The organism is Avibacterium sp. 21-595 (assembly GCF_023611905.1).
Lineage (GTDB): Bacteria > Pseudomonadota > Gammaproteobacteria > Enterobacterales > Pasteurellaceae > Avibacterium.
In genome coordinates this window covers 2,330,152-2,354,539 of sequence record NZ_CP091455.1, presented here as the reverse complement: position 1 = coordinate 2,354,539, position 24,388 = coordinate 2,330,152, and the positions used below count along the sequence as shown (strand labels likewise).

General features: G+C 39.7%; 22 protein-coding genes and 1 pseudogene. 7 read left to right on the top strand and 16 right to left on the bottom strand.

Going from position 1 to position 24,388, the window contains the following annotated elements; all coding sequences use genetic code 11:
* Positions 1 to 53 precede the first annotated feature (53 nt).
* The 3 genes from L4F92_RS10955 to L4F92_RS10945 all read right to left on the bottom strand — a co-directional run bounded on the left by L4F92_RS10955 (position 54) and on the right by L4F92_RS10945 (position 3,115).
* Positions 54 to 1,589 carry a YifB family Mg chelatase-like AAA ATPase gene (locus tag L4F92_RS10955; RefSeq protein ID WP_250363744.1) on the bottom strand — a complete coding sequence of 512 codons (1,536 nt, stop codon included), beginning with the start codon at positions 1,587 to 1,589 and terminating at the stop codon, positions 54 to 56.
* 343 nt (positions 1,590 to 1,932) lie between these two features.
* Positions 1,933 to 2,565, bottom strand: a complete 633-nt coding sequence (yihA, locus tag L4F92_RS10950) for a ribosome biogenesis GTP-binding protein YihA/YsxC (RefSeq protein WP_250363743.1) — start codon at positions 2,563 to 2,565, stop codon at positions 1,933 to 1,935.
* Positions 2,566 to 2,698: 133 nt separating this feature from the next.
* Entirely contained in the window at positions 2,699 to 3,115 is a 417-nt protein-coding gene (locus tag L4F92_RS10945) for a helix-turn-helix domain-containing protein (protein WP_250363742.1), read from the bottom strand.
* A 91-nt stretch (positions 3,116 to 3,206) separates the two neighbouring features.
* Between L4F92_RS10945 and L4F92_RS10940 the strand changes: the two genes are divergently transcribed.
* From L4F92_RS10940 to L4F92_RS10930, 3 genes are read left to right on the top strand one after another with little or no spacing between them, the layout of a single operon-like run.
* Positions 3,207 to 3,965 (top strand): hypothetical protein, encoded by a 759-nt coding sequence (locus L4F92_RS10940; RefSeq protein ID WP_250363741.1) that lies wholly within the window; start codon positions 3,207 to 3,209, stop codon positions 3,963 to 3,965.
* Between the two features lie 13 nt (positions 3,966 to 3,978).
* On the top strand, positions 3,979 to 5,562 hold the full coding sequence (locus tag L4F92_RS10935; RefSeq protein WP_250363740.1) for an Eco57I restriction-modification methylase domain-containing protein: 1,584 nt from the start codon (positions 3,979 to 3,981) through the stop codon (positions 5,560 to 5,562).
* The gene (locus L4F92_RS10930) at positions 5,549 to 8,029 is read left to right on the top strand and encodes a GIY-YIG nuclease family protein (RefSeq protein ID WP_326938221.1); all 2,481 of its coding nucleotides are present in this window, start codon (positions 5,549 to 5,551) and stop codon (positions 8,027 to 8,029) included. Before L4F92_RS10935 ends, L4F92_RS10930 begins: the two co-directional genes overlap by 14 nt.
* A 76-nt stretch (positions 8,030 to 8,105) precedes the next feature.
* On the opposite strand, the gene icd is transcribed toward L4F92_RS10930, so the two are convergent.
* The gene (gene icd, locus L4F92_RS10925) at positions 8,106 to 9,362 is read right to left on the bottom strand and encodes an NADP-dependent isocitrate dehydrogenase (protein ID WP_250363739.1); all 1,257 of its coding nucleotides are present in this window, start codon (positions 9,360 to 9,362) and stop codon (positions 8,106 to 8,108) included.
* 110 nt (positions 9,363 to 9,472) lie between these two features.
* Between icd and L4F92_RS10920 the strand changes: the two genes are divergently transcribed.
* Entirely contained in the window at positions 9,473 to 10,174 is a 702-nt protein-coding gene (locus L4F92_RS10920) for a pseudouridine synthase (protein WP_250363738.1), read from the top strand.
* On the top strand, positions 10,167 to 10,622 hold the full coding sequence (locus tag L4F92_RS10915; RefSeq protein WP_250363737.1) for an NUDIX domain-containing protein: 456 nt from the start codon (positions 10,167 to 10,169) through the stop codon (positions 10,620 to 10,622). Before L4F92_RS10920 ends, L4F92_RS10915 begins: the two co-directional genes overlap by 8 nt.
* A gap of 72 nt (positions 10,623 to 10,694) precedes the next feature.
* Here L4F92_RS10915 and L4F92_RS10910 read toward each other — a convergent pair whose 3' ends face one another.
* The 4 genes from L4F92_RS10910 to rsmE all read right to left on the bottom strand — a co-directional run bounded on the left by L4F92_RS10910 (position 10,695) and on the right by rsmE (position 13,271).
* Positions 10,695 to 11,300 carry a YagU family protein gene (locus L4F92_RS10910; protein WP_250351120.1) on the bottom strand — a complete coding sequence of 202 codons (606 nt, stop codon included), beginning with the start codon at positions 11,298 to 11,300 and terminating at the stop codon, positions 10,695 to 10,697.
* Positions 11,301 to 11,535: 235 nt separating this feature from the next.
* Positions 11,536 to 11,955 carry a Holliday junction resolvase RuvX gene (gene ruvX, locus L4F92_RS10905; RefSeq protein WP_250351119.1) on the bottom strand — a complete coding sequence of 140 codons (420 nt, stop codon included), beginning with the start codon at positions 11,953 to 11,955 and terminating at the stop codon, positions 11,536 to 11,538.
* The gene (locus tag L4F92_RS10900) at positions 11,955 to 12,512 is read right to left on the bottom strand and encodes a YqgE/AlgH family protein (RefSeq protein WP_250351118.1); all 558 of its coding nucleotides are present in this window, start codon (positions 12,510 to 12,512) and stop codon (positions 11,955 to 11,957) included. Before L4F92_RS10900 ends, ruvX begins: the two co-directional genes overlap by 1 nt.
* 24 nt (positions 12,513 to 12,536) lie before the next feature.
* On the bottom strand, positions 12,537 to 13,271 hold the full coding sequence (gene rsmE / locus L4F92_RS10895; RefSeq protein WP_250363736.1) for a 16S rRNA (uracil(1498)-N(3))-methyltransferase: 735 nt from the start codon (positions 13,269 to 13,271) through the stop codon (positions 12,537 to 12,539).
* Between rsmE and L4F92_RS10890 the strand changes: the two genes are divergently transcribed.
* A complete protein-coding gene (locus tag L4F92_RS10890; protein ID WP_250363735.1) occupies positions 13,248 to 13,883 on the top strand; it encodes a restriction endonuclease subunit S in 636 nt (211 codons plus the stop codon). The two genes, rsmE and L4F92_RS10890, sit on opposite strands and share 24 nt — an antisense overlap.
* Before the next feature lie 99 nt (positions 13,884 to 13,982).
* Positions 13,983 to 14,915, top strand: coding sequence for a site-specific integrase (locus L4F92_RS10885; RefSeq protein WP_250351115.1), 933 nt, complete (start codon positions 13,983 to 13,985; stop codon positions 14,913 to 14,915).
* Here the strand turns inward: L4F92_RS10885 and L4F92_RS10880 are convergent.
* From L4F92_RS10880 to L4F92_RS10845, 8 genes and pseudogenes are all read right to left on the bottom strand, one after another.
* Positions 14,901 to 15,458 carry a restriction endonuclease subunit S gene (locus L4F92_RS10880; protein ID WP_250363734.1) on the bottom strand — a complete coding sequence of 186 codons (558 nt, stop codon included), beginning with the start codon at positions 15,456 to 15,458 and terminating at the stop codon, positions 14,901 to 14,903. The two genes, L4F92_RS10885 and L4F92_RS10880, sit on opposite strands and share 15 nt — an antisense overlap.
* A 61-nt stretch (positions 15,459 to 15,519) precedes the next feature.
* On the bottom strand, positions 15,520 to 17,118 hold the full coding sequence (locus tag L4F92_RS10875) for a type I restriction-modification system subunit M (RefSeq protein ID WP_250363733.1): 1,599 nt from the start codon (positions 17,116 to 17,118) through the stop codon (positions 15,520 to 15,522).
* Positions 17,119 to 17,153: 35 nt separating this feature from the next.
* Positions 17,154 to 18,284: a restriction endonuclease subunit S gene (locus L4F92_RS10870; protein WP_250363732.1), complete on the bottom strand. Its 1,131-nt coding sequence runs from the start codon at positions 18,282 to 18,284 to the stop codon at positions 17,154 to 17,156.
* Positions 18,285 to 18,296: 12 nt separating this feature from the next.
* Positions 18,297 to 18,539: pseudogene (locus tag L4F92_RS11100) on the bottom strand (DUF2188 domain-containing protein).
* 84 nt (positions 18,540 to 18,623) lie between these two features.
* The gene (locus L4F92_RS10860) at positions 18,624 to 19,508 is read right to left on the bottom strand and encodes a GIY-YIG nuclease family protein (RefSeq protein WP_250363730.1); all 885 of its coding nucleotides are present in this window, start codon (positions 19,506 to 19,508) and stop codon (positions 18,624 to 18,626) included.
* A gap of 10 nt (positions 19,509 to 19,518) precedes the next feature.
* Entirely contained in the window at positions 19,519 to 19,965 is a 447-nt protein-coding gene (locus L4F92_RS10855; protein WP_250363729.1) for a type II toxin-antitoxin system VapC family toxin, read from the bottom strand.
* Positions 19,962 to 21,071, bottom strand: a complete 1,110-nt coding sequence (locus tag L4F92_RS10850; RefSeq protein WP_250363728.1) for an AAA family ATPase — start codon at positions 21,069 to 21,071, stop codon at positions 19,962 to 19,964. Before L4F92_RS10850 ends, L4F92_RS10855 begins: the two co-directional genes overlap by 4 nt.
* Before the next feature lie 56 nt (positions 21,072 to 21,127).
* Positions 21,128 to 24,379, bottom strand: a complete 3,252-nt coding sequence (locus L4F92_RS10845) for a type I restriction endonuclease subunit R (protein ID WP_250363727.1) — start codon at positions 24,377 to 24,379, stop codon at positions 21,128 to 21,130.
* Positions 24,380 to 24,388 lie beyond the last annotated feature (9 nt).

Genomic DNA, 24,388 nt, shown 5'->3' with positions numbered 1-24,388 from the left:
TGCTTATTCTTATCAAGGATAAAGTGCGGTCAAAAATATTATAAAATTTTAGCTTAAACTAAATTCTTTGAAAGTTTCTGCAATAACCGATCCATCGCACGATAGGAAAGTGCTTCTGCCAAATGAGGACGTTGTATTTGCCTTTCATTATTCAGATCTGCAATGGTGCGTGCCACTTTTAAAATACGATGATAAGCACGCACAGACAGCCCTAATTGCGTGAGTGTATTTTCAAGGAAAATACCGTCTTCAGGGCTAATTTTACAGTCTCGCTCAATCTCTTTACTGCTCAAATGGGCATTAATTTTACCCGCGCGGGCAAATTGAATTTCCCGCACATTAATAATTTTCGACCGCACTTGTTCGCTGCTTTCGCCTTTATTTTCAATGTGCTGCAATGCCCCTTTAGGTAAAAGTGGCACTTCAATAGATAAATCAAAACGATCTAAAAATGGCCCTGAAAGACGGTTTAAATAGCGCATTACTTGCTGTGGTGAGGTGCGATTATGCACACCAGTATAATGCCCTGTCGGGCTAGGATTCATTGCCGCAATTAGTTGAAATTTGGCGGGAAAACAGATTTTTGCATTGGCTCGAGAAATAATAATTTCGCCACTTTCTAGCGGCTGACGCAACGCATCTAACACCTTGCGATCAAACTCTGGCAATTCATCTAAAAACAGCACACCATTATGCGCAAGGGAAATTTCGCCGGGTCTTGGTATCGTCCCTCCACCAACTAACGCGGGCAAAGAGGCACTATGGTGAGGGGCGCGAAAAGGACGCTGTTTCCAATTTTTAAAATTCAATTCATTTTGCACAAGGCTAGCCACAGAGGCGGTTTCAATCGCTTCTTGTTCGGTCATTTCAGGCAATAATCCCGTTAAACGACTGGCAAGCATCGTCTTCCCTGTTCCAGGCGGGCCAAGTAACAAGAGGTTATGTTGTCCCGCTGCTGCAATAGTTAATGCGCGTTTAGCGTGCTGCTGACCAATAATATCAGTTAAATCCGCTTGATTTTTAAAGGAAAAATCCACCGCACTTTGCGTGGTTAAATCGCTGGCAAGGGGCAAGGTTTCTTGTTCATTAATAAATTGCACCACGTCTAATAAATGCGGGGCGAAATAACTTTTTTGATCCGCCACCAACGAGGCTTCATTCGCATTTTGTTGGGCAATAATTGGGCAACGACGTACTTTTTTCGCCGCCAAAATAGCCGGAATAATACCGTGAACGCCTCGCAATTCACCAGTTAAAGCAAGCTCGCCTAACAATTCAAATTGTTTTAAGCGTTCAGGATTAACTTGTTCCGAGGCCGCTAAAATGCCAATGGCAATAGGCAAATCAAAGCGTCCCCCGTCTTTGGGTAAATCTGCTGGTGCAAGATTTACTGTAATACGTTTAGCGGGATATTTAAAATTGGCATTGAGCAACGCACTGCGTACCCGATCTTGGGCTTCTTTCACGGTTTTTTCAGGTAAGCCCACAAGGGTAAATCCCGGCTTTCCATTGCTTAAATGTACTTCAATCGTAACTAGCGGTGCTTGCACGCCCATTGACGCACGGCTATAAACAATCGCTAATGACATTCATCATCCTTCATTTTACTTAATTTGAACAATGAATATAGAAAAAGCGAAAAAGAAAGAAAATGCTCACCGCACTTTTTTGCGATCAAGATCGAGAAAATAGAAGAATAAGATGAGATTAAACGCTGTTTATGAGCAATGATTGTTCATCGTAGGTAACCCCACCTCTTCCCTGTCGTGAGTTACAAAACAACGTGCTAGGCGATTTTTTGAATATTGGCTTTTCTTATTGATTGCAAATAGAAGGAACGATTGAGGCGGTGAGAAAACATTTTCAGATAGGCGTATTTTTACTCAATGGTCACTGATGAAAAAAGTGCGGAAATCTCACCGCACTTTATTTTTATGCATTTTCACTTTCTTCAATCAGCGCACTAAACCAGCTATCTAATTTTCCAGCGAGTTTATCAATGCCTTGTTTTTTCAAGGCAGAGAAGGCTTCTACTTGCACATCACCTTGAAAAGGAAGAATGGCTTCACGCACCATTTTGACTTGTTTACTCACCGCACTTTGGCTCAGCTTATCGGCTTTGGTGAGCAACAACAGCACGGGCAGATCCGCAGAGACAGCCCATTCGATCATTTGCTGGTCTAAGTCTTTTAGCGGGTGGCGAATATCCATCAAAATCACAACACCGCCTAAACATTCACGTTTTTGCAAATATTCACCTAAGGCTTTTTGCCACTGAATTTTCATTTGCTCTGGTACAGCGGCATAACCGTAGCCGGGTAAATCAACCAATTTGCATAAAGGCTCGACTTCAAACACATTAATTAATTGTGTTCGCCCGGGTGTTTTGGAGGTGCGAGCAAGGTTTTTTTGATTTGTTAAGGCATTCAGTGCGGTAGATTTGCCAGCATTAGAACGCCCTGCAAAGGCGATTTCCATCCCCTTATCTTCGGGTAACACGCGAATGTTCGGGGCGCTGGTAAGAAAATGGGTTTTATGATAATTCAATTTCATTTTGTTGCTCATTTTATCGATCTTTTATCAAAATGTTCAGCTCATAAAGGAAAGTGCCTAGCATACCTTATAAATCACAAAACCACGATAAAAAATGATAAAAAAGCGACATTTCTATCACAAATAAATGAAAGGAAAAAACGCATTACTCACAATGCTGTTTATGCAAAGCAATAATCACCTCGCGTACCACATTGCGTTGTGGCTCAGGGAGATCAAGGAAATGATTGAACAGGGCTTTATCTTGTTGTGTGGCAAGGTTTTCCCAACGTAATTCTTCAGGCGTGCCAATACGTCTAAGCTCTCCAGCTTGCAATTTTTGCAAGATATTTAGTGGTACAAGATCACTTAAATCTACATTCAAAATAGTCGAAAGCACTTTTAATTTATCTAATCTAGGGATCATCTTGCCGTTCAGCCATTGCGAAGCAGCTTGTGGCGTAATAGCTTGCCCTTTGTATTTTAAATTAAAGGCTGTTTCTAGCACGGAAGGCTTTACTTGAAAGCCTTTTTTCACCATTGCTTTCTTTAAATTAGTAGCGAATTGTTCTTTTTCATTCATAGTCTAGCAAAGCTATCACGCAGTGCTTTTAATAATGAAAGTGTATTGTTAAAACTTTAAAAAAGATCAATAATACTTTCATTTTTGGGGTTTGAGATTAAAATTTACCGTGTCTAAGGAAAAACAAATAGTTTCAAAAAAACGTGTAGCCGATCACGGTGAAGTTTATACAAGAGAAAAAGAAGTCAATGCAATGCTGGATTTAGTGGCAATGCAAACGCAATCACTTTCTGCCACTTTTTTAGAACCTGCGTGCGGAACGGGCAATTTTCTGATCGAAATTTTACGCCGTAAGTTGGCGGTGGCAGCTGAAAATTACCAAGATAAACATAAGCGTAAAAAGTACGTCAAATCACCCAGTCAGCTTTCCTACGAACGAGATTTAATCCTTGCGGTAAGTAGCATTTACGGCATTGAATTGCTGGAAGATAACGTGAAAGCCTGTCGCAAACGGCTGTTTGATTTTGCCACAGCGGAATATGCACGGCTTTTTCCTGACAGCCAAAAAACAGCCTGCTTAGACGCCATTGAATGCCTGCTACATTTTAATATTGTGTGGGGCAACGCCCTTTCAATGGAAGTGGAAACGCCACGACATTCAATACCTCTTGATGGCTTAGTTACCGAAGAAGAGAAAGAGCGGTCAAAAAAAGCGATTATTTTTTATCAATGGAGTTTTGTGACTGAACGCAAAATCAAACGTGTGCCTTTTATTTATTGGGGATTAGTGGACAGAGCCTATCAACCCAATGGGAACAGCCCGTTACCGCACCCTTACCGCACCGTTTTTCAATCAAGTCTTTGTGATTTCTTACAATTAAAACAGCAATATGCCAACGAATATGAATAAAGTGAGTAATGGAATGACAATTAATAATTACAATCCTGATGTGCTTTCTTGCATTGCCAATTTGTCAAGTGATGAAGTGTTTACGTCACCACAGTTAGCCAACAAAATGCTAGATCTCATTCCACCGCATTTTTTTTGCGATCCCACAAAGCGATTTCTCGATCCTTGTAGCAAATCAGGGGTGTTTTTGCGCGAAATCGCCAAGCGATTAATTAAAGGGCTTGCGCCACACTTTCCGGATTTGCAAGAACGCTTAAACCATATTTTTACCAAGCAACTTTTCGGCATTGGCATTACCACGCTTACCGCACAATTAAGCCGCCGCAGTTTGTATTGTAGCCGTGAAGCCAACGGTGAATATTCGGTATGTACAGCCTTTGATGATGAAAACGGCAATATTTTTTACCGCACTTTATCCCATCAATGGGAGAACGGTCGCTGTATTGAGTGTGGCGCAAGTCAAGAGGTGTTTGCGCGTGATGAGAAATTAGAAAGCCACGCCTACCATTTTATCCATTCTTATAGTCCTTTTTTTGAGCAATATAACAAGATGAAATTTGATGTCATTATCGGCAATCCGCCTTATCAGTTAAATTTAGGAAATAGTAGTGGAAATAAATCAAAATCCAAAGCTATTTATCATTTATTTATTGAGCAAGCAAAAGCTCTAGAACCAGATTATTTAGTTATGATAATTCCAAGTCGTTGGATGACGGTTAGTTCAGAAGGTATCCCGCAATCTTGGGTTAATGATATGATTAATGATAAAAAAATTAAGGTGTTACATGATTTTGAAACCGCACAACAATGTTTTCCTGGAGTGCCTGTAGAGGGCGGTGTTTGTTATTTTTTAAGAGATAAATCTTATTCCGGGAAATGCCAATATTTTTTTCATAGACAAAATGGAGAAAATGATGCTAATTTTCATATGAACTATTTAGATAGCTATAAATTAGGATTCATAATTAGAGACATCGAAGGATTAGGAATTTTAGATAAAATAAAAATTATTGAGGGAGATGATTATTTTGAAAAAACTAGTTTTTCTAGTTTAGTTAGTCCAAAAGATTTTTTTACTAATAAAACGCATTTAACATCAAAATGGAAAGGGTATAAGGATGAAAAGGATACTATAAATAGTATTAAATACTATTTTAATAAACAATTAAATCCAAAAGGATTTGGTTGGATTTCAATTGATCAAATACCCAAAAATGCTTCTATTAGAAGTATTCACAAAGTATATATCCCAGCAGCTTATGGTGGAAAAGAAAAGGTCTTAGGGGTACCTTTTTATGGTGAACCTAATAGTGTTTGTTCTCAAACTTATCTTACTATTGGTTATAACAGCCAGTTAACAGAATTAGAATGTAGGAATATCATTTCTTATATTTGTACAAAATTCTTTCGTTATTTGGTTAGTATCAAGAAGAAAACACAAAATGGTGCAAGAGCCGTGTACCAGCTTGTCCCAATGCAAGATTTCTCACAATCGTGGAATGACGAAAAACTATACGCAAAATATGGCTTAACTCCCGATGAAATTGCCTTTATTGAGGCAATGATACGCCCAATGGAAAGAAATGATGTCGAATAATTTACTCTTACCCTTACAACAACCGAAAATTTATGCGTACAGCGATGTGCGTTTTCCTAATATGCTCAAAGTGGGTTATACAACACGCAACGTTGCTGAACGGATTGCAGAACAATATCCGGTAAAAACACCCAACCAGAGTTATCAGCTTCAGCTGGAAGAATTGGCAATTCGTGATGATGGCTCTTATTTTACCGATCACGATGTGCATCAAGCATTAGCAAAAATGCGCATCGTGCGCGCAGAAGGGGAATGGTTTCATTGTAACGCGGAACAAGTTAAAGCCGCGATTGTCGCTGTACGCAATAGAATTGCCCCCGAAATGCACCGCACTTTAGATTTCGCAATGCGTCCAGAACAGCAAACCGCGGTGCAACGTGCCGTCGCATATTTCAACGCCTTTACTGCCGATCCGAGAAATGCCAATAAAGAACCTAAATTTTTATGGAACGCCAAAATGCGCTTCGGTAAAACCTTCGCAACCTATCAATTAGTCAAGCAAATGAATTGGCGTCGTGTGCTTATTCTCACCTTTAAACCAGCGGTAAAAACCGCGTGGCAAGAAGATTTACAGCAACATAAGGATTTTATCAATTGGCAATTTTTAGCCAAAGAAAATATGGACGAGTGGGAAAGCATTAAGCAAAAAAGCGAAGCCTTGCATAAACCGTTGATTTGTTTTCTTTCATTGCAAGATCTTCACGGACGCACCGCAAAAGGCAAAGTGAAAGCACGCAACCGTTGGCTTTATGATATTAACTGGGATTGTGTGGTATTTGATGAATATCATTATGGTGCGTGGCGAAACAAAACCAAAGAACAGTTTGATGATGGTGAGCTTAACACCGAATTGAGCGATCAAATTGAATTTGATGAAGATTTCTTAGGGCTGACAACATACCATTATCTTTATCTTTCTGGCACGCCATTTCGTGCATTAAATAATGGCGAGTTTATTGAAGAACAAGTGTTTAGCTGGACATACAGCGATGAACAGCAAGCCAAAATGCAGTGGGGAAATAAGCCTGATAATCCTTATCGCGCCTTGCCGAAAATGGTGATGATGACTTACCAAATGGCGGAAGATTTGCGCGTGGTGGCAGAAAAAGGCGAGCGTAATGAATTTGATTTAAATGAATTTTTTGCTACCACCGGTGAGGGCGAGCAAGCCCAATTTAAACATCAAGATGCGGTGCAAAAATGGCTCAATTGGTTGCGTTATGGCGGAGAACATCAGCTTAATTTACGTTTAGATCCCCCACCAATGCCTTATAGTGATGTGAATTTGCTGGCGAATTTATTACATACGGTCTGGTTTTTGCCGACAGTAACAAGCTGTTTTGCTATGCGGAATTTATTAGCAATGCCACAAAATCAGTTTTATCACGATTATAATGTAGTCGTGGCGGCAGGTGCGCAAGCAGGCATTGGCGAGAGAGCCTTACCCCCTGTACGCCAAGCCATTGGCTCTAACCCATTGAAAAGTAAAAGTATCACCCTAAGTTGTGGAAAATTATTAACGGGCATTTCTATTCCTGAATGGTCGGGCATTTTTATGTTATGTAATCTAAAAAGCCCCGAAACCTATTTCCAAGCCGCTTTTCGTGTACAAACGCCGTGGGTGATGCGTGATGATAATCAGCAGGAAGTGGTTATTAAAGAATATTGTTATGTCTTTGATTTTGCGTTAAATCGTGCCTTAACCCAAGTGAGCGATTACAGCACCAAACTCAATCCAAAAGAAGACAATCCAGAAAAACAAGTGGCAGAATTTATCCATTTTCTACCGGTGATTTCCTATGATGGCGGTGCAATGAAACGCTTTGACGCAGGGGATATTTTGGATTATGCCTTAAGTGGTATCACCGCCACCTTACTGGCGCGCCGTTGGGAAAGTGCAATGCTGGTGAATGTGGATAATCTCACCTTGGATCGTTTAAGAAATAGCCAAGAAGCAATGGCAGCATTGGCGAAGATAGAGGGATTTCGTTCGCTAAATCAGGATATTACCACCATTATTAATCGCACCGAAACGGTGAAAAAAACCAAAACAGAAGCAGAAAAAGAGGGGCGAGAGCTAACCGCAACGGAGAAAAAAGAAATTGATTCGGCAGAAAAAGAGCGGAAATCCTTACGCAAACAAATTCAGGAAAAATTAATTAAATTTGCCACCCGTGTTCCTGTATTTATGTATCTTACTGATTTCCGAGAACATTCCTTACGAGAAGTGATTGAGGTGCTAGAGCCAGAGCTATTTTTCACGGTAACAGGTTTAACGCAAAAAGATTTTCAATTGCTCGTCAATCTCAACGTGTTTAACCAATCACAAATGAACGAAGCGGTATTTAGCTTTAAACGTTACGAAGACGCAAGCCTTGAATATACAGGGATTCGTAAGCACCAAGGCAATTTTATCGGCGGTTATGACACAGCCATTAGTAAAGACGAATATCAGCAGTTGTATTAACGCGATTAAGGGCGAAAAAATAGTGCGGTGAAAAATTCTTCATTTTTTTACCGCACTTATCTTTTAGACGAAAATGCTACATATTTGCCACAATATCTTCGGCAAATTCTGAGGTTGAACGTAATGTCGCCCCTGCTAGCATTTCGGCAAAATCAAAGGTGACCGTTTTGTTTTCAATGGTTTTAGCAACTGCATTGACGACTAAATCGGCGGCTTCAGTCCAGCCTAAATGACGTAGCATCATTTCACCACTGAGGATTAATGACCCCGGGTTGCCTTTGTTTTGCCCCGCAATTTTAGGGGCAGTACCGTGAGTGGCTTCAAAAATTGCGGCATCAGCCCCGATATTTGCGCCCGGGGAGATACCTATTCCACCCACTTGGGCGGCAAGTGCATCAGAAATATAATCACCGTTTAAATTGAGGGTGGCGATAACATCATAATCCGCAGGGTGGAGTAGCACTTCTTGCAAGAACGCATCGGCAATGGCGTCTTTGATGATAATGTCACGCCCAGTTTTGGGGTTGGTCAGCTTCATCCACGGGCCTTCATCAATGAGCGTTGCGCCATATTCTTTCGCCACTTCGTAGCCCCACTCTTTAAACGCACCTTCGGTGAATTTCATAATGTTGCCTTTATGCACTAATGTGAGGGATTTTCTATCATTATCAATGACATATTGTAAGGCAGCACGCACTAGGCGTTGTGTTCCTTGTTTTGAAACGGGTTTGATGCCAATGCCACAGTCTTGTGGAAAACGGATTTTGTTCACCCCCATTTCTTGCTGTAAGAACTGAATCACTTTATCTGCTTCAGGCGAGCCTGCTTTCCACTCCACCCCAGCGTAAATATCTTCAGAGTTTTCACGGAAAATAACCATATTGACTTTTTCAGGGTGTTTAACTGGGCTTGGCGTGCCACTGTAATAGCGAATTGGACGTAAACAGTTATAAAGATCTAATCCTTGACGCATTGCCACATTTAAAGAGCGAATGCCACCGCCAACAGGCGTCATCAACGGGCCTTTAATGGCAACGTGATAGGCTTTAATTAAATCAAGGGTTTCTTCCGGTAACCAAGTGTTTTCGCCATAAACTTCATTGGCTTTGCCTCCCGCATAGATTTCTAACCAAGCAATTTTGCGTTTGCCTTGATAGGCTTTTTCCACCGCGGCATCAATCACGCGTTGCATTGCTGGTGTGACATCCACGCCAATGCCATCACCTTCAATGAAAGGAATGATGGGGTTATCAGGGACAATCAATCCCCCTTGTGCGTCTAAACGAATTTTTTCCCCCTGAGGAATAACAACGGCGGATTGGGTTTGACTCATTGGATTCTCCTTTAATGGTTGATGTTGTGTTATAGTGAGCAGAGAAAGCACATTGATAGTTTGGTAAAAATGTGCGTTTAGATTGATCTTTATTCATTCTCATAACATATATGAAGGCAAAATTTCTTTCAAGCCGTAATCAACAAGAACGGCAAAATTTACGCAAAAAAACGGTTCAGCATTTTGCGCGTAAAAAAACAAATGTCCCAGATTTTGCTCACACCAAAGTGGTGCTATTTAATAAGCCCTTTGATGTGCTGAGTCAATTTAGCGATGAAAACGGGCGACAAACACTCAAAGATTTTATTCCTATTTTATCGGTTTATCCCGCAGGACGTTTAGATCGCGATAGCGAAGGGCTGTTAATTCTCACGAATAACGGTGAAATTCAGCATCGCTTAGCCGATCCTAAATACAAAACGGAAAAAACGTATTTCGTGCAGGTGGAAGGCGAGCCGACAGAGTCTGAGCTTGAACCACTACGCCAAGGGGTAAGATTAAAAGAGGGCAAAACGTTACCGGCAAAAGTGCGGGTAATTTCTGAGCCAGCTTTTTTATGGCAACGGGATCCGCCTATTCGCGTACGCAAAAGCATTCCGACAAGTTGGTTAGACATTAAAATTAGCGAGGGCAAAAATCGCCAAGTTCGCCGAATGACCGCACATATTGGTTTTCCCACATTGCGTTTAATTCGTGGCAAAATGGCGGGATTTAGCGTGGAAAATTTGCCATTAGGGCAGTATTATCAATTGACGGCTCAAGAACTTGAAGCCCTTTATCAAAGGTTAAAATTAAGGAAATCCAATGCATAGACCTTATATTACGATGGCGTGCGTCGTCCATTGCCAAGGCAAATTTCTGTTTGTGAAAGAATTTGAATACGGCAAAATGACGTTAAACCAGCCCGCAGGGCATTTAGAGCAGAATGAAAGCATTCTTGCAGGGGCAATGCGTGAATTAAAAGAGGAAACGGGTATTCACGCCACGCCAAGCAAGCTGATTAAAATCTATCAGTGGCACGCACCACGTAGCCAAAAAGATTATTTACGTTTTGTCTTTGCGGTGGAATTAGCGGAATGTTTGCCCATTGTGCCGAGTGATCCAGATATTGAAGGCGGTGTCTGGCTCACACCCGAAGCGTTTCAACATTATATCCAACAAGCTGGGCAGGCAGAACGCAATCCGTTAGTCAGCCAAGCATTGCAAGATTATTTAAATGGCGAGGGGGTAAGTTTAGAAGTGTTGAGGCTGTTTGAATAAAATTGGTGAAATTTTCACCGCACTTTGTTTTTCACATAAAAATAAAGCCCGAATGGCTCGGGCTTTACTTGATTAACGATAAGGTTGATCCAATGGAACTTCAGGATCTGGTTGATGCGTGATGCGGTTACGTAGATCACGACGAATAATCTCAATTGTCCAGAACCAGAAGATATGTCCTACTAATTCAGAAATATGTTCGTATAATGGCCATTCTGCAACAGGTGGGGTTAAACCTAATGCTGGGAACGTGATGTAATGCACACAAATATCCGCGATTAAACCTGCACCAATACCTTGCCAGAATTTAATTTTAGGAAAACGTTCTGCCACAATACAGTAACCAATTGCAAAAACTAAAGAGAAGGTGATGTGAGTTACACCAATCCAGTCAAACCCGTGATCTGCAAAAGTAAATACCGCAGCCGTTGGATCGATGCCAATATAATCACGTAAGAAAACGTGTGGTGGGTTTAAAAACGCACGAGAACACACTTCTAATGCTTGTGAAGGATCTTGACAAGCCGCAACGAATAAATCGAATGGACTACGTGGTGGGAATGGATGTTCTGCCCCCCATTTTACAAAGGCAGAAATTAAACCACCGATAAAACCAACAAAAATTGCCACACCATAGCGACGGCGTGCAGGATCGGTTTGAGTGAAAATACCTGACATATAATTCTCCAAATAAAATGATAATTGTGAGTGATTTCTTTATTTATTAAATTTGATTAAATAAATAAAATCGCTAGCAATTCTATGCCTAATTGAGAATTAGTCAAGCAATTTTCTACCCCTAAAGAGATAATTCAAAAGAAGTATGATTGAGTGAGGTGAAAAATAAGCAAAAAAGAACACGCAGAGTTAGTAATATTTTACAAACTCTGCATAATACCTTGTTTTTAAAGTATTATTCTTCAAAATTGTTAAACCAACTTTCTAAAATAATGCAGGCAGAAATGCTATCGACCTTGCCTTTTTCTAAGGCTTTAAAGCCACCACGTTGGAAAATTTCTGCGCGCGCTTCCGTGGTGGTAAGGCGTTCATCTTGTAAGATCACCGCTACGCCAAATCGTCCGTGTAAACGATTCGCGAATTTTTTTGCCCGTTGGGTGAGGGGCTGTTCTGTGCCGTCCATATTTAAAGGTAAGCCCACAATTACCTTATCAGGTTTCCATTCAGCTAAGCATTTTTCAATGGCTTCCCAATTGGGAATTCCATCTTGTGCTTTAAAGGCTGGCAAAGGTTGCGCAGACTTTGTAATACTTTGCCCGACGGCACAACCGATGCTTTTTGTACCAAAATCAAAGGCGAGTGCGGTAATAGCCATTAACAATGCCCCGCTTGATAAGCAAAATTGTGCTGTTGAATACCTAATAATTGGTTGGCAGCTAACCAGCGTTCTAAATAAGGGACATCAAACAAAATATGTTCATTCGCTGGTACAACAAGCCAATCATTATTAGCAATTTCCCTTTCTAATTGATCTGGCGACCAACTTGCACAACCTAATGCCACTAGACATTTTTCTGGAGCTTGTGGTGTGCCAAGTGTATCAATCACATCCGCAGAGGTCGTCAGCCATAAATTATCAGCCACTTTATGGCTATTCATAAAGGGTTTGGCACTTTCTGTGTGTAAAATAAAGCCCCGTTCAAGGTTGGTTGGACCGCCTGCAAGAACGAGATCATCAGGATATTTACGGTTATCCGCCATCATAAAATTCATTTTAATACATAATTCTGCAATGCTCAGATCCGTTGGCTGGGTAAGGACTAATCCCATTGCGCCTTGTTCATTATGCTCGCAAAGATATACCACAGAACGATAAAAATGATCGTCTTCCAAATGGGGCATTGCGATTAAAAAATGGTTTTGTAATTGCATATTCTCTTTCCTAAATTTAAGGGATTAGGCTAAATCCCCAAAGCAAACTTGTAATGCGGTAATTGCCGTTAATGCCGCGGTTTCTGTTCGTAACACCCGCTTGCCAAGCAACACCTCCGTGAAACCTTGCTGCTCGGTTTGAGCAATTTCTTGTGGCGACAAGCCCCCTTCTGAGCCAATCAATAAGCGCACACCTTCAGCGGGTAGGGCGGGTAAGGTGCGAATAGAATATTTCGCTCTTGGGTGCAAATTCAACTTTAACATTCCATCTTGCTCGGCACACCATTCTTCTAATTTCATCATCGGACGAATTTCAGGGATCACATTTCGCCCGCATTGCTCACAAGCAGAAATCGCAATTTTTTGCCATTGTTGAATTTTTTTCGCCATACGATCCGCATCTAACTTCACACCGCAACGTTCCGACCACAATGGCGTGATGACTTTCACACCAAGTTCAACGGATTTCTGAATAGTAAATTCCATTTTCTCACCACGGGACATCACCTGCCCAAGATGAATGGGCAACGGACTTTCCCGATCATCAAATTGGCGATCTAAAATTTCCACCGCCACGGCTTTTTTGCTCACTTGCGTAATCACAGCAGGATAAATATGGTTACTGCCATCAAATAATTCAAGGCGATCCCCCTCCTGCATTCGCAACACCCGCCCAACGTGATTTGCCGCTTCTTCCGTTAATTCACACTGAGTTTGTTGCTGCAGAGAAGTAGGGTGATAAATTCTTGGTATTCGCATTTTTTCTTACTGTTAATTAAGGGGGGGGTTATCATATCAGAAATTGATTGGATAGGCGGTGATTGTTTTTACAAAAGTGCGGTCATTTTTTGTGAGATTTTTGGCGTAGCGTCATCAAAAATAATTTTGAGAGAGATTTACGCTTGGGAAAAGTGCAAGCTGGGGGACTGTGGGAAAATAGTAGCTGGAGGTGATGTAGATAAAAATAAATTGAAACCCAAGGGTAAATATCCCGTATTGGCAAATGCTTTAACAAATAATGGCATTATTGGTTTTTATGATGATTATAAGCATACATCTCCCGCTGTAACGATCACGGGTAGGGGAGACATTGGTTATGCTATTGCTAGAGAAACTAACTTTACTGCCGTTGTTAGATTATTGGTTTTAAAGCCAAAAAGATATTTTGATATATTTTTCCTAGAGAATTCAATTAATTTAAAACAAATATACATTGAATCAACAGGCGTGCCTCAATTAACTGTTCCACAAATTTCTCAATATGAAATTCCATTCCCCCCCCTCCCCGAACAACAAAAAATCGGTACGTTTTTCAGGCAGCTCGACAGGCTCATTACTCTTCATAAGCGAGAGGTATTAGAAAAAAGATAATAAAAACAAAGTCAAAATCTTGCAAAATAGACAAAATCGCTGAATAGTTCTTAAGTTGTATTGTGTAATTTTCAATTCAATAAAATGGAGGACATCATTATGCGATTAACTAATCAAGAGCTTTTTCATCGCTATTTCAAACGCTGGATTCGCATTTATAAAGAGGGTGCGATCCGCCCAGTAACACTCGCTAAATACAAAATGACGCATACTTGGCTTATTCGCCTTGCACCAAGGCTTAGGTTATGTGATTTAAATCGCATTAGCTATCAGCAACTCTTAAATGATTATGCAAATAGCCACGAGCGACAAACTGTAATGGATTTTCATCATCAAATTAAAGGTGCAATTTTAGATGCTGTTGATGAGGGGTTAGTAATCCGCGATCCTACACGTAAAGCCATTATTAAAGGCAAAATTCCACGAGAGAAAAAACCAAAATATTTAAGCCAATATGAATTACAAACCCTTATTCACCAGCTTAATTTAAGTGAAAAATTAAGCTTTGATTGGCTAATTTTATTGATCGCAAAAACGGGATTGCGTTTTTCAGAAGCCCTTGCCGTTACCCCAAAAGATTTTGATTTTGCACGGCAGACTTTAACAATCAATAAAACGTGGGATTATAAAAATGAAGGTGGATTTTTACCGACTAAAAATCGCTCTTCTATTCGCAAAGTTCAACTAGATTGGCAAACGATAATTCAATTTGCCCAATTAATCCGTCATTGCCCTGAAAATATTCCAATTTTTCTGCCAAATCAGGAAAAAGTCTATAATTCTACGATTAATGATCTTATTGCACGTTATTGTAAAAAAGCGGCTATTCCAATTATTACGGTACACGGACTTCGCCATACCCACGCCTCACTGCTACTATTTGCAGGTGTATCCATTGCAAGTGTAGCTCGTCGTTTAGGACACGCCAGCATTACTACTACGCAAAAAACCTATTTGCATATTATTCACGAATTGGAAAATAAAGATGTGGACATTGTAATGCGATCATTATCAAACCTAAATATTACTTAACTTATCGAAAATAAAGAATTTTTTCACCGCTCTTTGGGGCGGTGATTTTATGCCCTCTCGCTTATGAAGAGTAATGAGCCTGTCGAGCTGCCTGAAAAACGTACCGATTTTTTGTTGTTCGGGGAGGGGGGGGAATGGAATTTCATATTGAGAAATTTGTGGAACAGTTAATTGAGGCACGCCTGTTGATTCAATGTATATTTGTTTTAAATTAATTGAATTCTCTAGGAAAAATATATCAAAATATCTTTTTGGCTTTAAAACCAATAATCTAACAACGGCAGTAAAGTTAGTTTCTCTAGCAATAGCATAACCAATGTCTCCCCTACCCGTGATCGTTACAGCGGGAGATGTATGCTTATAATCATCATAAAAACCAATAATGCCATTATTTGTTAAAGCATTTGCCAATACGGGATATTTACCCTTGGGTTTCAATTTATTTTTATCTACATCACCTCCAGCTACTATTTTCCCACAGTCCCCCAGCTTGCACTTTTCCCAAGCGTGAGTGATTTGGGGGGTAAAAAAGCCATTTAACACGATGATCTAAATGGCTTTTTAATAATAGTGGAAAAGGTAATTTTATTTATAAATCAATCAATTATAGAATTGAACTAATCCCAAGGATATTTAGTTGTTGGTTGATTTCTGCCTCGAGTTGAGCGATTTCGGCTTTATCTTTGGCAATGTTAGCAAGCACTTCATCAAGATCGATTTCTTCTTCCGCTTCAAATGTATCCACATAACGAGGAATGTTGAGATTGTATTCGTTGGCTTGTACCTCTTCTAGCGTGGCAAGCTGGGCGAATTTCTCAATATTTTCTCGTTTTTGGTAAGCCTCAACAATGGCGTTAATATGCTGTTCGCTGAGATGATTTTGATTTTTCCCTTTCTCAAAATGCTGGCTGGCATCAATAAATAAAATATCGCGAGAAGTTCGGTCTTTTTTGAACACTAAAATGCAAGTTGGGATAGACGTACCAAAGAATAAATTTGCCGGTAAGCCAATTACTGCGTCAATATAATTTTTTTCAATCAAGATTTTGCGAATATGTCCTTCTGCTGCGCCACGGAATAACACGCCGTGTGGTAAGACAATTGCCATCGTGCCATTGCTTTTTAAGTGATAAAGGCTGTGCAAAATAAAGGCAAAATCGGCTTTGGATTTTGGTGCAAGTTTGCTGTATTCGGAAAAGCGAGGGTCTTTTAATTTACGCTCAGCGTTATCCCAGTTGGCAGAATAAGGCGGATTGGCAACCACGGCATCAAAGCTACGTGGACGGTCGATGCCGTCTTTATCTAAGCCATCTGGCCAATCGGATTCTAATGTATTGGCGTTAGATAATGTCATATTGGCAAAGCTTACTCCGTGCATCATTAAGTTCATTCTTGCCAAGTTGTATGTGGTGGTAGAAAGCTCTTGTCCGTAATACTTGATTGCGCCCTCTTTTTTGCCATTTGGCAATGCATTCCCTACGGTAAGTAGCAAAGAGCCAGAGCCACAAGTTGGGTCATAAACAGTGAATACATCATCTGTTTTGGCATCTTGAGTTACAATGCGAGCCAGAATTTGGCTGACGGCGTGAGGGGTGTAAAATTCACCGCCTTTTTTGCCCGCATTGGCAGCGAATTTGCCGATCAGTTCTTCATAAATTTCACCTAAAATATCTTTGCCGTTATCATCTTTGTATTGTACTTCATTGACTAACTGTACCACTTTATTTAACGCTTTTGTGCGGTCATTGGTATTGCTACCGAGTTTGGAATCCCCTAAATTCAAATCACTAAATACGCCACGGAAATCTTTTGCTGCTTCAGGATTAATCTCACTATTTTTATTAAAATTATCAATAAGTGCTTGATAATCACTTGGAATAATTTGATTTTGTTCAATTTTTTTGATCAGAGTTGCCCAAGTATTCGCTGGGGCAATGGCATACCCTAAGGTATTGGCAATATCGTTTAAATAATCTTCTAAACCGTCTTGTTTTACTGCGTCAAAATACGCATCATTTAGGCTTTGATGTGGTTTTGGGGTGATGATTCCGTTTTCGAGTAAATAAGCCTCTTGATGTTCCGAAAGATAGCGATAGAAAATAAAACCTAAAATATAATTTTTATATTCAGAGGCATCCATATTGCCACGTAATTCATTTGCCATATTCCAAATTTGGTTGGTGATATTTGAAATGGTTGTCATAAAAAACTCCTAAAAATGATGTAATTAACTTAAATTTAAACGAACATTTGTTGTAATAATGCTTTTTTTAAACGCTGATAATGCTCATGCTGTCGCTTATGAAGAGTAATGAGCCTATCGAGCTGCCTGAAAAATGTACCGATTTTTTGTTGTTCGGGGAGGGTGGGGTATGAAATGGTAACTTGGTCTATTGCTTTTTTTACAATTTGCGGTTGAGCTGAACCTGAAATAATATCTTTCAATCCTCTACTAATGAGAGAATATAAAAGAAAATCTTGAGTGCATACATCCTCATTTAATTCATCAATTGCCATTGAATTCCCAGTAATATAGCTTTTTGCTTGAACTAAAGTGATATTTCCCGATGTAGCACCTCTACAAGTGATAGCAATTGTTTCTTTTTCATGGTTATATTCAGAGTAGAACCCTATATAATCATTTGCACCAAAAACAGGATAGCCAGATTTTGTCATTTCTTTTGAGTTTAGTGTTCTCCATTGTTGTGGGTTTGCCACCTCCCCAAGCTTGCACTTTTCCCAAGCGTGAGTAAATTCTGGAAAACGAATTTCTGGAAAATCTGATCCATTTTTTGGGAACATTTTTTGTAAAAGGGCTTTTTTGAGCAAAATCACCTCGTCCCACTTACGCTTATGAAGAGTAATGAGCCTGTCGAGCTGCCTGAAAAACGTACCGATTTTTTGTTGTTCGGGGAGGGGGGGGATAGAGACTTCAAGCTCTTCAATAATTTTCCATTCTGCTCGTGGCATTTTGGACCCAGAAGAAATATTTGCAGCTTCTAAAAAAGACTTAGATTGTATAAGTAAATACAAAAATAGGCTTGAAACCTTTTCAAGTGAAAATAATGCCCAAATTTCACTACTTTTCACGCCATTACAATCAGCTAACCACCACTTGTTTAGATAGGGACGTAATCGCCCGAATAAAACATCATCTTTTTTAAAGGCAGAAGTGGTTTGTGTTCTGATGGATACATCGCCTACGATAATACCCATATCACTGACTAAATTTTCTAATTCAATATCAATAGATACATTCTCTTGAGTACACTGTTCTTTTCGTATTCCAGCAATATTTTTAAACTTGCACTTTTCCCAAGCGTCAGTAAATTCGGGGAAGCGAATTTTTGGTATATTGTTGTTTTTCATCGTTTTATTTCCTTATCCTTTAGATTTTTTAGGGTCGTTCATTGGGGGTACTGTTATGCGATCACGAATTTTACCGCTTTTATCGTGAATTAACATTTCTCCACCACCATTTTTTGAGAAAGATTCTCTTTGTACATCAATGGCTTACTGTTGTGTTTTTTTCACTATGGAGGCACGTTGGTTCCCTTCCTTTTTAGCTTGCCATTGTCCATCTGGTCTACGTGTGATGTGGCTAAATGGTTTTTTTCTGTTCATCGTTTTATTTCCTTGATTTGTTGAAGGTTTTTATTCAGGCAGCCTGAATTTTTGTCATTATCTGTATGATAGATAATAATTTGATTAGTCATCATTTTTCTCTTGTGGGTTGGCGTAAATTTCTTTAAGCGTTTTGCCTTGGGCGGTTTTAAACTCTGTCCAGCCATTGGCATTGCCTAAAAGTAGTAAGGATGCGGCACTGCTTGGGCTAGTAAAGCGAAAATCTTTGGTAAAAAAACACCGCTCTTTTTCTTTGTGCAAAACGCCTTTTTCAATCAGTTCATCGCATTGGGTGATGAACTTTTGCCTATATAGTGGCGTTTTGTCGTCTTTATGCTGATAGGCAAAATGTGAACCTTTTAGCACAATCATACCGTCTTGGGTGTAGATGGCTTGGGCTTCTACACCGCCACGTGGACAATGAAAAATTTGCTCGGGTTGGCTGTTGGGCTGTGTTGGTTTGCGTAATGGCTCAAAAATCGGGTAACCCAGCGTAGAAAGCAAGAGTTCGCCAATTTCAAACATCGCTTCGCAAGCCGCTTTAAGGGGCAATGGTGTATGCGTTTTTTGCCCTTTGTTGCCATTAGATAGGTTAAATCGCCCGCTTTGTGTGGCTTTTTCAATCGCCAGCCATTCTAGATAAAGAGCGTGCGTTTGGGTGAGGTTTTGGGTGAGGGAAATCAGCACCAAGGCGCGCGTGAAGTCAATTTCATTTTTATCGTGGTGTTGTTTGAGGCGTTTGCCTACTTCACCTGATTGCCCGATATAGACTTCATCATTATCCATACCGCCAATCAGGAAATACACACCCACTTGGCTGGCTTCTTCCATCGCAAAAAAGGTCGCCAAATCACGGCGTGGCACTTCAATGACACGCATAATAGAGGTGCTTTCTTCGGCAATGCGAATGCCTTGCGGTTCGCCTGTGGGCAGGAAGATTTGAATGGTTTTGGGGTGTTTTGGGTGCATTGGGGTTTCCTTATTGTGTTTCTTGTGCGGTCTTTAGCTGTTGGTAAAGCTCTTCCCAGCTCTGCATATCCTTATCATTTGATAGCCATTCAAGTTGATAAACTTTGGCTGTTGCAAAATGCATAACGTCAAAATTGTGCTTGTCAATTTTCTTGGGCGTTTGTCCATTTTGCTGCCTTATTTCTCTTTCTAAACGAAAAAGCAAGGTGGCTGTGTCGGATATTTTTTGGTCAATATTAATGGTTTCTAATTGCTTAAGTGCCTCGGAATGGTTTTTAAAGGCTTCATTATCATTCCAAGTTACGCCTCGTAAAATCTCATAACGAATTAATGGTGTGACAAAAACATTGATATTTTCATCTTTGAGTAAATTAATAAGCTGTTTGCGTTCATTGCTCTTTTTATCGCTTATGGCTATCATCAAAATATTACTATCTAATAGGATATTTCTTTTCATTCTTCACCTCCTAATAAACTTAATAATGCACTTTTTGCTTCTTTTTGTGATTCACTGGAAGTACCATCAATTTTTAATTGGTTTAAATTGAGATCAAAAGCATCATTAAGTAGATCGACCAATGCCATTTGGCTTGGATTTTGGATTGGGAGAGTGACTACACTATCGTCATTTTTTACTAGCTGATAAGCATTGCCGTTGTGTAATTGTGCAAGCACTAAAGAGGAATGTGTCGAAATAATAAAATAGGTTTTTGGAAAAGCTTGTTGTAATAATGGCAAAATTTTGCTTTGCCATTTAATATGTAAATGGCTTTCGATTTCATCAATTAGGACATATCCTTGTACATTTTCAATGTCATTTGCATTAGTAAAAAAACCATAGCCTGCCACGATGGATTGCACAATTTTGATAAGCGAAGCAAAGCCACTGCTTAACTCATTTAATCGGCGAGGTTGTCCATCAAGCATAATAGAAACGGTTTTGCCACCAATGATTTTGAAATCCTGTTTATCTGCACTGATGCGAGGATCAATTTTATTTAAAATACGCAAAACCGTGAGTAACTCCACTTCTCGATTATCAGCCTCTGCTTGATAATCGTTGGCAGATTGTGCACGCTGAATAAACCACTCTTCTATGTTGTTATTCATATTCAGTGTGGAAAAACTGTTGCTCATTGCATTCAAAATATGCTCAAAATAAGAGGTCTGCCGCTCTTTATATTCTCCTAGAGGAAGAATGCCATAATTTTCCTGATGTTTAATTTCGCCACGATTTTGAGCTGCAAGATAGATTACAGGAAAATCGTGTTTTTCAATATGCTCTGAAAGCATATAACGAACCTCTGTACCATAATTTTGAATATTAAAAATCGTGTTGTGATTAATCTTGCATTGTTGAAAAACAAAGGCATCATTGCTTATATAACGCTCTTGAATAGTGTTGTTTGTGAGCAATAATAATGTATAAAGACTTTCAAGTGCTTTGGTTTTGCCAACGCCATTTGAGCCAATAAGCACATTCATTTTTTTATTAGACAGTTCAAGTATTAGGTGTTTAATGCCTTTTACACCACTAAATTCTATTTTTTGATTAATCAGCATTACAGCCTCCTTAATTTGTTTCTCTATGTTTTATATGTAATATCTCTTTAGGCAAATTAATCCTGCACCAACCTATCAGCCAACTGATAAAAAGCTTTGCGTAATTCTGTGCGGTATTTGATGTTGGTTAATTTTTGTATATGTTCATCCGTAGCAAGTGCGGTGTAATTTTTGCTGCCTTCTGTGATGATGGTGGTGAGTTTTTTATCATCGTCTAAATCTTTTTCGCCATAGCGGTGATTAGCGATAAAATTGCGAATTTGCACATTGTTAATGATGTCAGTAATGCCCCATTTATTGCGAAAATCTAGCAATTTACGATCAATACTGATATTGCTTGCTGTGCTAATAGTCTGTGATAGTTCGGCAACGCTGATATTTTTCCATTTTTGGCTTGAATCTGTTGGATATTCGCCTGCCATAATGGCTTGAATTGCACGGCGGATTTGTTCTGCATAAGCTGTATCATCCATACCATTGGCAAATTGTTGGATTTTTTCTTCTGTTTTTTCTGCAGCTTCGGTTTCACCGGCTTGTACTTGGGTAATAAGTTGATTCACGAGTTCGGTGAGATAATCATAATCAACTTTAATGTCCTTAATATGAGTCATTCGCAGCTCAACTTGAGATATTGGAATATCTTTCTCCCGAGCTAAATGGCGTTTTAATTCACCGGCAAGCACGGTAGTGAGCATTTCAAATTGGCTTGGCGTCATTCCAAGCGCTTCAATGAGTGCATCTGGATTATCGTAATCAAACCCGGCAATATGCCCATCAATTTCTTCAGCAGGATATTGCTTTAATTTGGTAATGCCCGCATTAAAATCACGTAAATGAACTAACATTTCTTCTTTTGCTTTTTCACTCGGTGGAAGTTGCATAAATGGTTCGCCACTTGGGTTTTGAGTACATTCAGCGAGGGCATTGACGACATTTTTGACTTCATCTAATTGTTGATGAAAAGGCTTTACAAGCCAAGGTGGAGTTGGGTCATCATCGCCATAGACAGGCGAGGGTTCTTCAATTTTATTTGCCGAATCTTTGTTGGCGTACGTTGCCAATGCCTCGTTCATTAAGCGTTCATTTTGTACAGGCCAACGGTAATTCACCACTTGTCCCCAAGGTTTTTCTTGCAAATCAGCGATACGGTTGGTACGTGAATAGGCTTGCACCAGCCCTGCGCCTTTTAAGATACGATCGACATAGAGGGTGTTAAGTCCCGGCGCATCAAAGCCGGTGAGTAGTTGATCGATAACGATAACAAGATCAAGATAATTTCTATCGTAAACGGTTTTATTTAGGCGAGAGCTGAGATCTGAAAAATATTCTTGGACAGTGTTTAATCCCCAATTTGTACCAAAGATTGCGTTATAGTCATTAATTGCGTCGTGTAACACTTGATTTGTTTGTGCCATTTCATCACTGTTGTCTGTGTTTAAGCTATAAGTTAGCGCAACTTTTAAGGTAAATTCACCTTTTTTTGACCGCTCTTTGTTCACTCGTTGAAATTCTTGATAGTATTTTGAGGCAAGTGGCGTGCTAGCACCATTACCACTGACGTGGACGGTGAACATTGCGTTGTATTTAAAATCATTGGAACGATTTCGCCAGTTTTTGAAAATATCAGCGACAACAAGGCGGATATGTTCATCACTTTCATCGTAAAAATTGCGCGTGAGTGTTCGTTCCACTTTTTCGCCTTTACTGATCGTAGTTTTGCTCTCATTATCTAAGAATTTAGCCTCATCAAATTCCTCTTTACGCATTGCTTCAAGCTCAGCATCAATTTTTTCTTCCGACCAATCAGGGTATTTTTGTTTGAGCAATTCACGAATATCTACAGTGCTTTTGAAATCCACTTTAAAGCCTAGTACGTTGCGATCAGCAATGGCTTCTTTAATGGTGTAGGCGTGCAATAAGTTGCCAAAAATATTTTGCGTGGTTTTTCCGTCAAACATTGGGGTACCAGTATATCCGACCCAAACGCCGTGCTTGAATTTATCTTTGATCAGTTGGAATTGATCTCCCGCAGTAGAGCGGTGCGCTTCATCAACAATGAAAACGATATTTTTATTTGGTGCGCTAAAATCGCGACTTTTCACTAGTTTTCCAAGTTTTTGCACACTCGTAATAATAATGCTATTTTCATTGCTTTTGAGTTTTCGGCGTAAATCTCGAGTATTATTTGTATCCAGAATAGCGCCTACATCGTCATTGTTATCTGGGTCATAAGCACGATAATTTTCAAGCGTTTGCTTGGTTAAAGCTATACGATCGACCACAAAGACGACTTTGTTTACCTTAGGTAAACGGCTTGCCAACCACGCAGTTTTGAAACTGGTGATGGTTTTTCCTGAGCCTGTGGTATGCCAAATATAGCCAATTTTTTTATCCCCCATTTCAAAATCGGCGTGTTTAATCCCCTCAATCACTGCTTGCGTTGCATAAACTTGGTAAGGACGCATTACTTTGAGCATTGTTTTGTTTGGCGTACCATCTAAAATCATATAGTTCGTTGCCATTTGGTGCGCCATTGGGATAGAAAGCATTGAATCGGCAAACTCTTTCCAGTGTCGAACAATACTGTTATCACTACGTTTTTGCCAAGCAAAGGAAAAATCCTTATTAAAATAATCAGCTGTCGTGTTTGCCATATATCTTGCATTGTGCGGTGTCATTCCTACCAAGATTTGTACAGTGGAGAAAATACCTTGGTATTGCTGTTCTTTAATATATTGCTCCATTTGATTAAGTGATTCATTGACAGAATGTGCATCGGCTTTGAGTTCTAGCTGAATAATAGGTAAGCCATTGATCAATAAAGTTACATCAAAACGGCGGTTTGGTTTACCGGGGATAACCGCAGGGCGTTCGATTTGATTGACAATTTGATAAACCGTGTTGCCTGCGCCAACTTGTTTTTGATCAAAGACGGTCAAAAAAACGTGCTTACCATCATCTAAATCAATTTCAATTTGTGAAACACCATTAGTTCCATATAGAAATTTCCCAGCCTCAAAGGGGGTACGAGTTTGCTCAGCCAGTTTGGTTTTTACTTGATTAAATTCATTTTCACTTAAGGGAGATCTTAATGATTGGGCATTTAACCGTTCTAAAATGCGTTTAAAATTATCCCAAAGCTGTTCTGTTGTTTTGATTTCAGGAAGATATTGCCAAATTCTCGTTTTTCTAGGGAAATCTAAATAGTGGCTTAATCCTTGCAAATGATCAGCTGTGGTGATGTTGCCAGTGGAAAGATATTCAATAAGGGATTTTTCAAATTCAGATTCGTATTTATAGTTAGGCATAATCATTCC

Excerpts from the sequence above, each read along its gene's own strand:
- L4F92_RS10955 (WP_250363744.1), bottom strand. The coding sequence starts at position 1,589 with ATGTCATTAGCGATTGTTTATAGCCGTGCGTCAATGGGCGTGCAAGCA.
- yihA (WP_250363743.1), bottom strand. The coding sequence starts at position 2,565 with ATGAGCAACAAAATGAAATTGAATTATCATAAAACCCATTTTCTTACC.
- L4F92_RS10945 (WP_250363742.1), bottom strand. The coding sequence starts at position 3,115 with ATGAATGAAAAAGAACAATTCGCTACTAATTTAAAGAAAGCAATGGTG.
- L4F92_RS10935 (WP_250363740.1), top strand. The coding sequence starts at position 3,979 with ATGACAATTAATAATTACAATCCTGATGTGCTTTCTTGCATTGCCAAT.
- L4F92_RS10930 (WP_326938221.1), top strand. The coding sequence starts at position 5,549 with ATGATGTCGAATAATTTACTCTTACCCTTACAACAACCGAAAATTTAT.
- icd (WP_250363739.1), bottom strand. The coding sequence starts at position 9,362 with ATGAGTCAAACCCAATCCGCCGTTGTTATTCCTCAGGGGGAAAAAATT.
- L4F92_RS10920 (WP_250363738.1), top strand. The coding sequence starts at position 9,473 with ATGAAGGCAAAATTTCTTTCAAGCCGTAATCAACAAGAACGGCAAAAT.
- L4F92_RS10915 (WP_250363737.1), top strand. The coding sequence starts at position 10,167 with ATGCATAGACCTTATATTACGATGGCGTGCGTCGTCCATTGCCAAGGC.
- L4F92_RS10910 (WP_250351120.1), bottom strand. The coding sequence starts at position 11,300 with ATGTCAGGTATTTTCACTCAAACCGATCCTGCACGCCGTCGCTATGGT.
- ruvX (WP_250351119.1), bottom strand. The coding sequence starts at position 11,955 with ATGGCTATTACCGCACTCGCCTTTGATTTTGGTACAAAAAGCATCGGT.
- L4F92_RS10900 (WP_250351118.1), bottom strand. The coding sequence starts at position 12,512 with ATGCAATTACAAAACCATTTTTTAATCGCAATGCCCCATTTGGAAGAC.
- rsmE (WP_250363736.1), bottom strand. The coding sequence starts at position 13,271 with ATGCGAATACCAAGAATTTATCACCCTACTTCTCTGCAGCAACAAACT.
- L4F92_RS10885 (WP_250351115.1), top strand. The coding sequence starts at position 13,983 with ATGCGATTAACTAATCAAGAGCTTTTTCATCGCTATTTCAAACGCTGG.
- L4F92_RS10875 (WP_250363733.1), bottom strand. The coding sequence starts at position 17,118 with ATGACAACCATTTCAAATATCACCAACCAAATTTGGAATATGGCAAAT.
- L4F92_RS10870 (WP_250363732.1), bottom strand. The coding sequence starts at position 18,284 with ATGAAAAACAACAATATACCAAAAATTCGCTTCCCCGAATTTACTGAC.
- L4F92_RS10860 (WP_250363730.1), bottom strand. The coding sequence starts at position 19,508 with ATGCACCCAAAACACCCCAAAACCATTCAAATCTTCCTGCCCACAGGC.
- L4F92_RS10855 (WP_250363729.1), bottom strand. The coding sequence starts at position 19,965 with ATGAAAAGAAATATCCTATTAGATAGTAATATTTTGATGATAGCCATA.
- L4F92_RS10850 (WP_250363728.1), bottom strand. The coding sequence starts at position 21,071 with ATGCTGATTAATCAAAAAATAGAATTTAGTGGTGTAAAAGGCATTAAA.
- L4F92_RS10845 (WP_250363727.1), bottom strand. The coding sequence starts at position 24,379 with ATGCCTAACTATAAATACGAATCTGAATTTGAAAAATCCCTTATTGAA.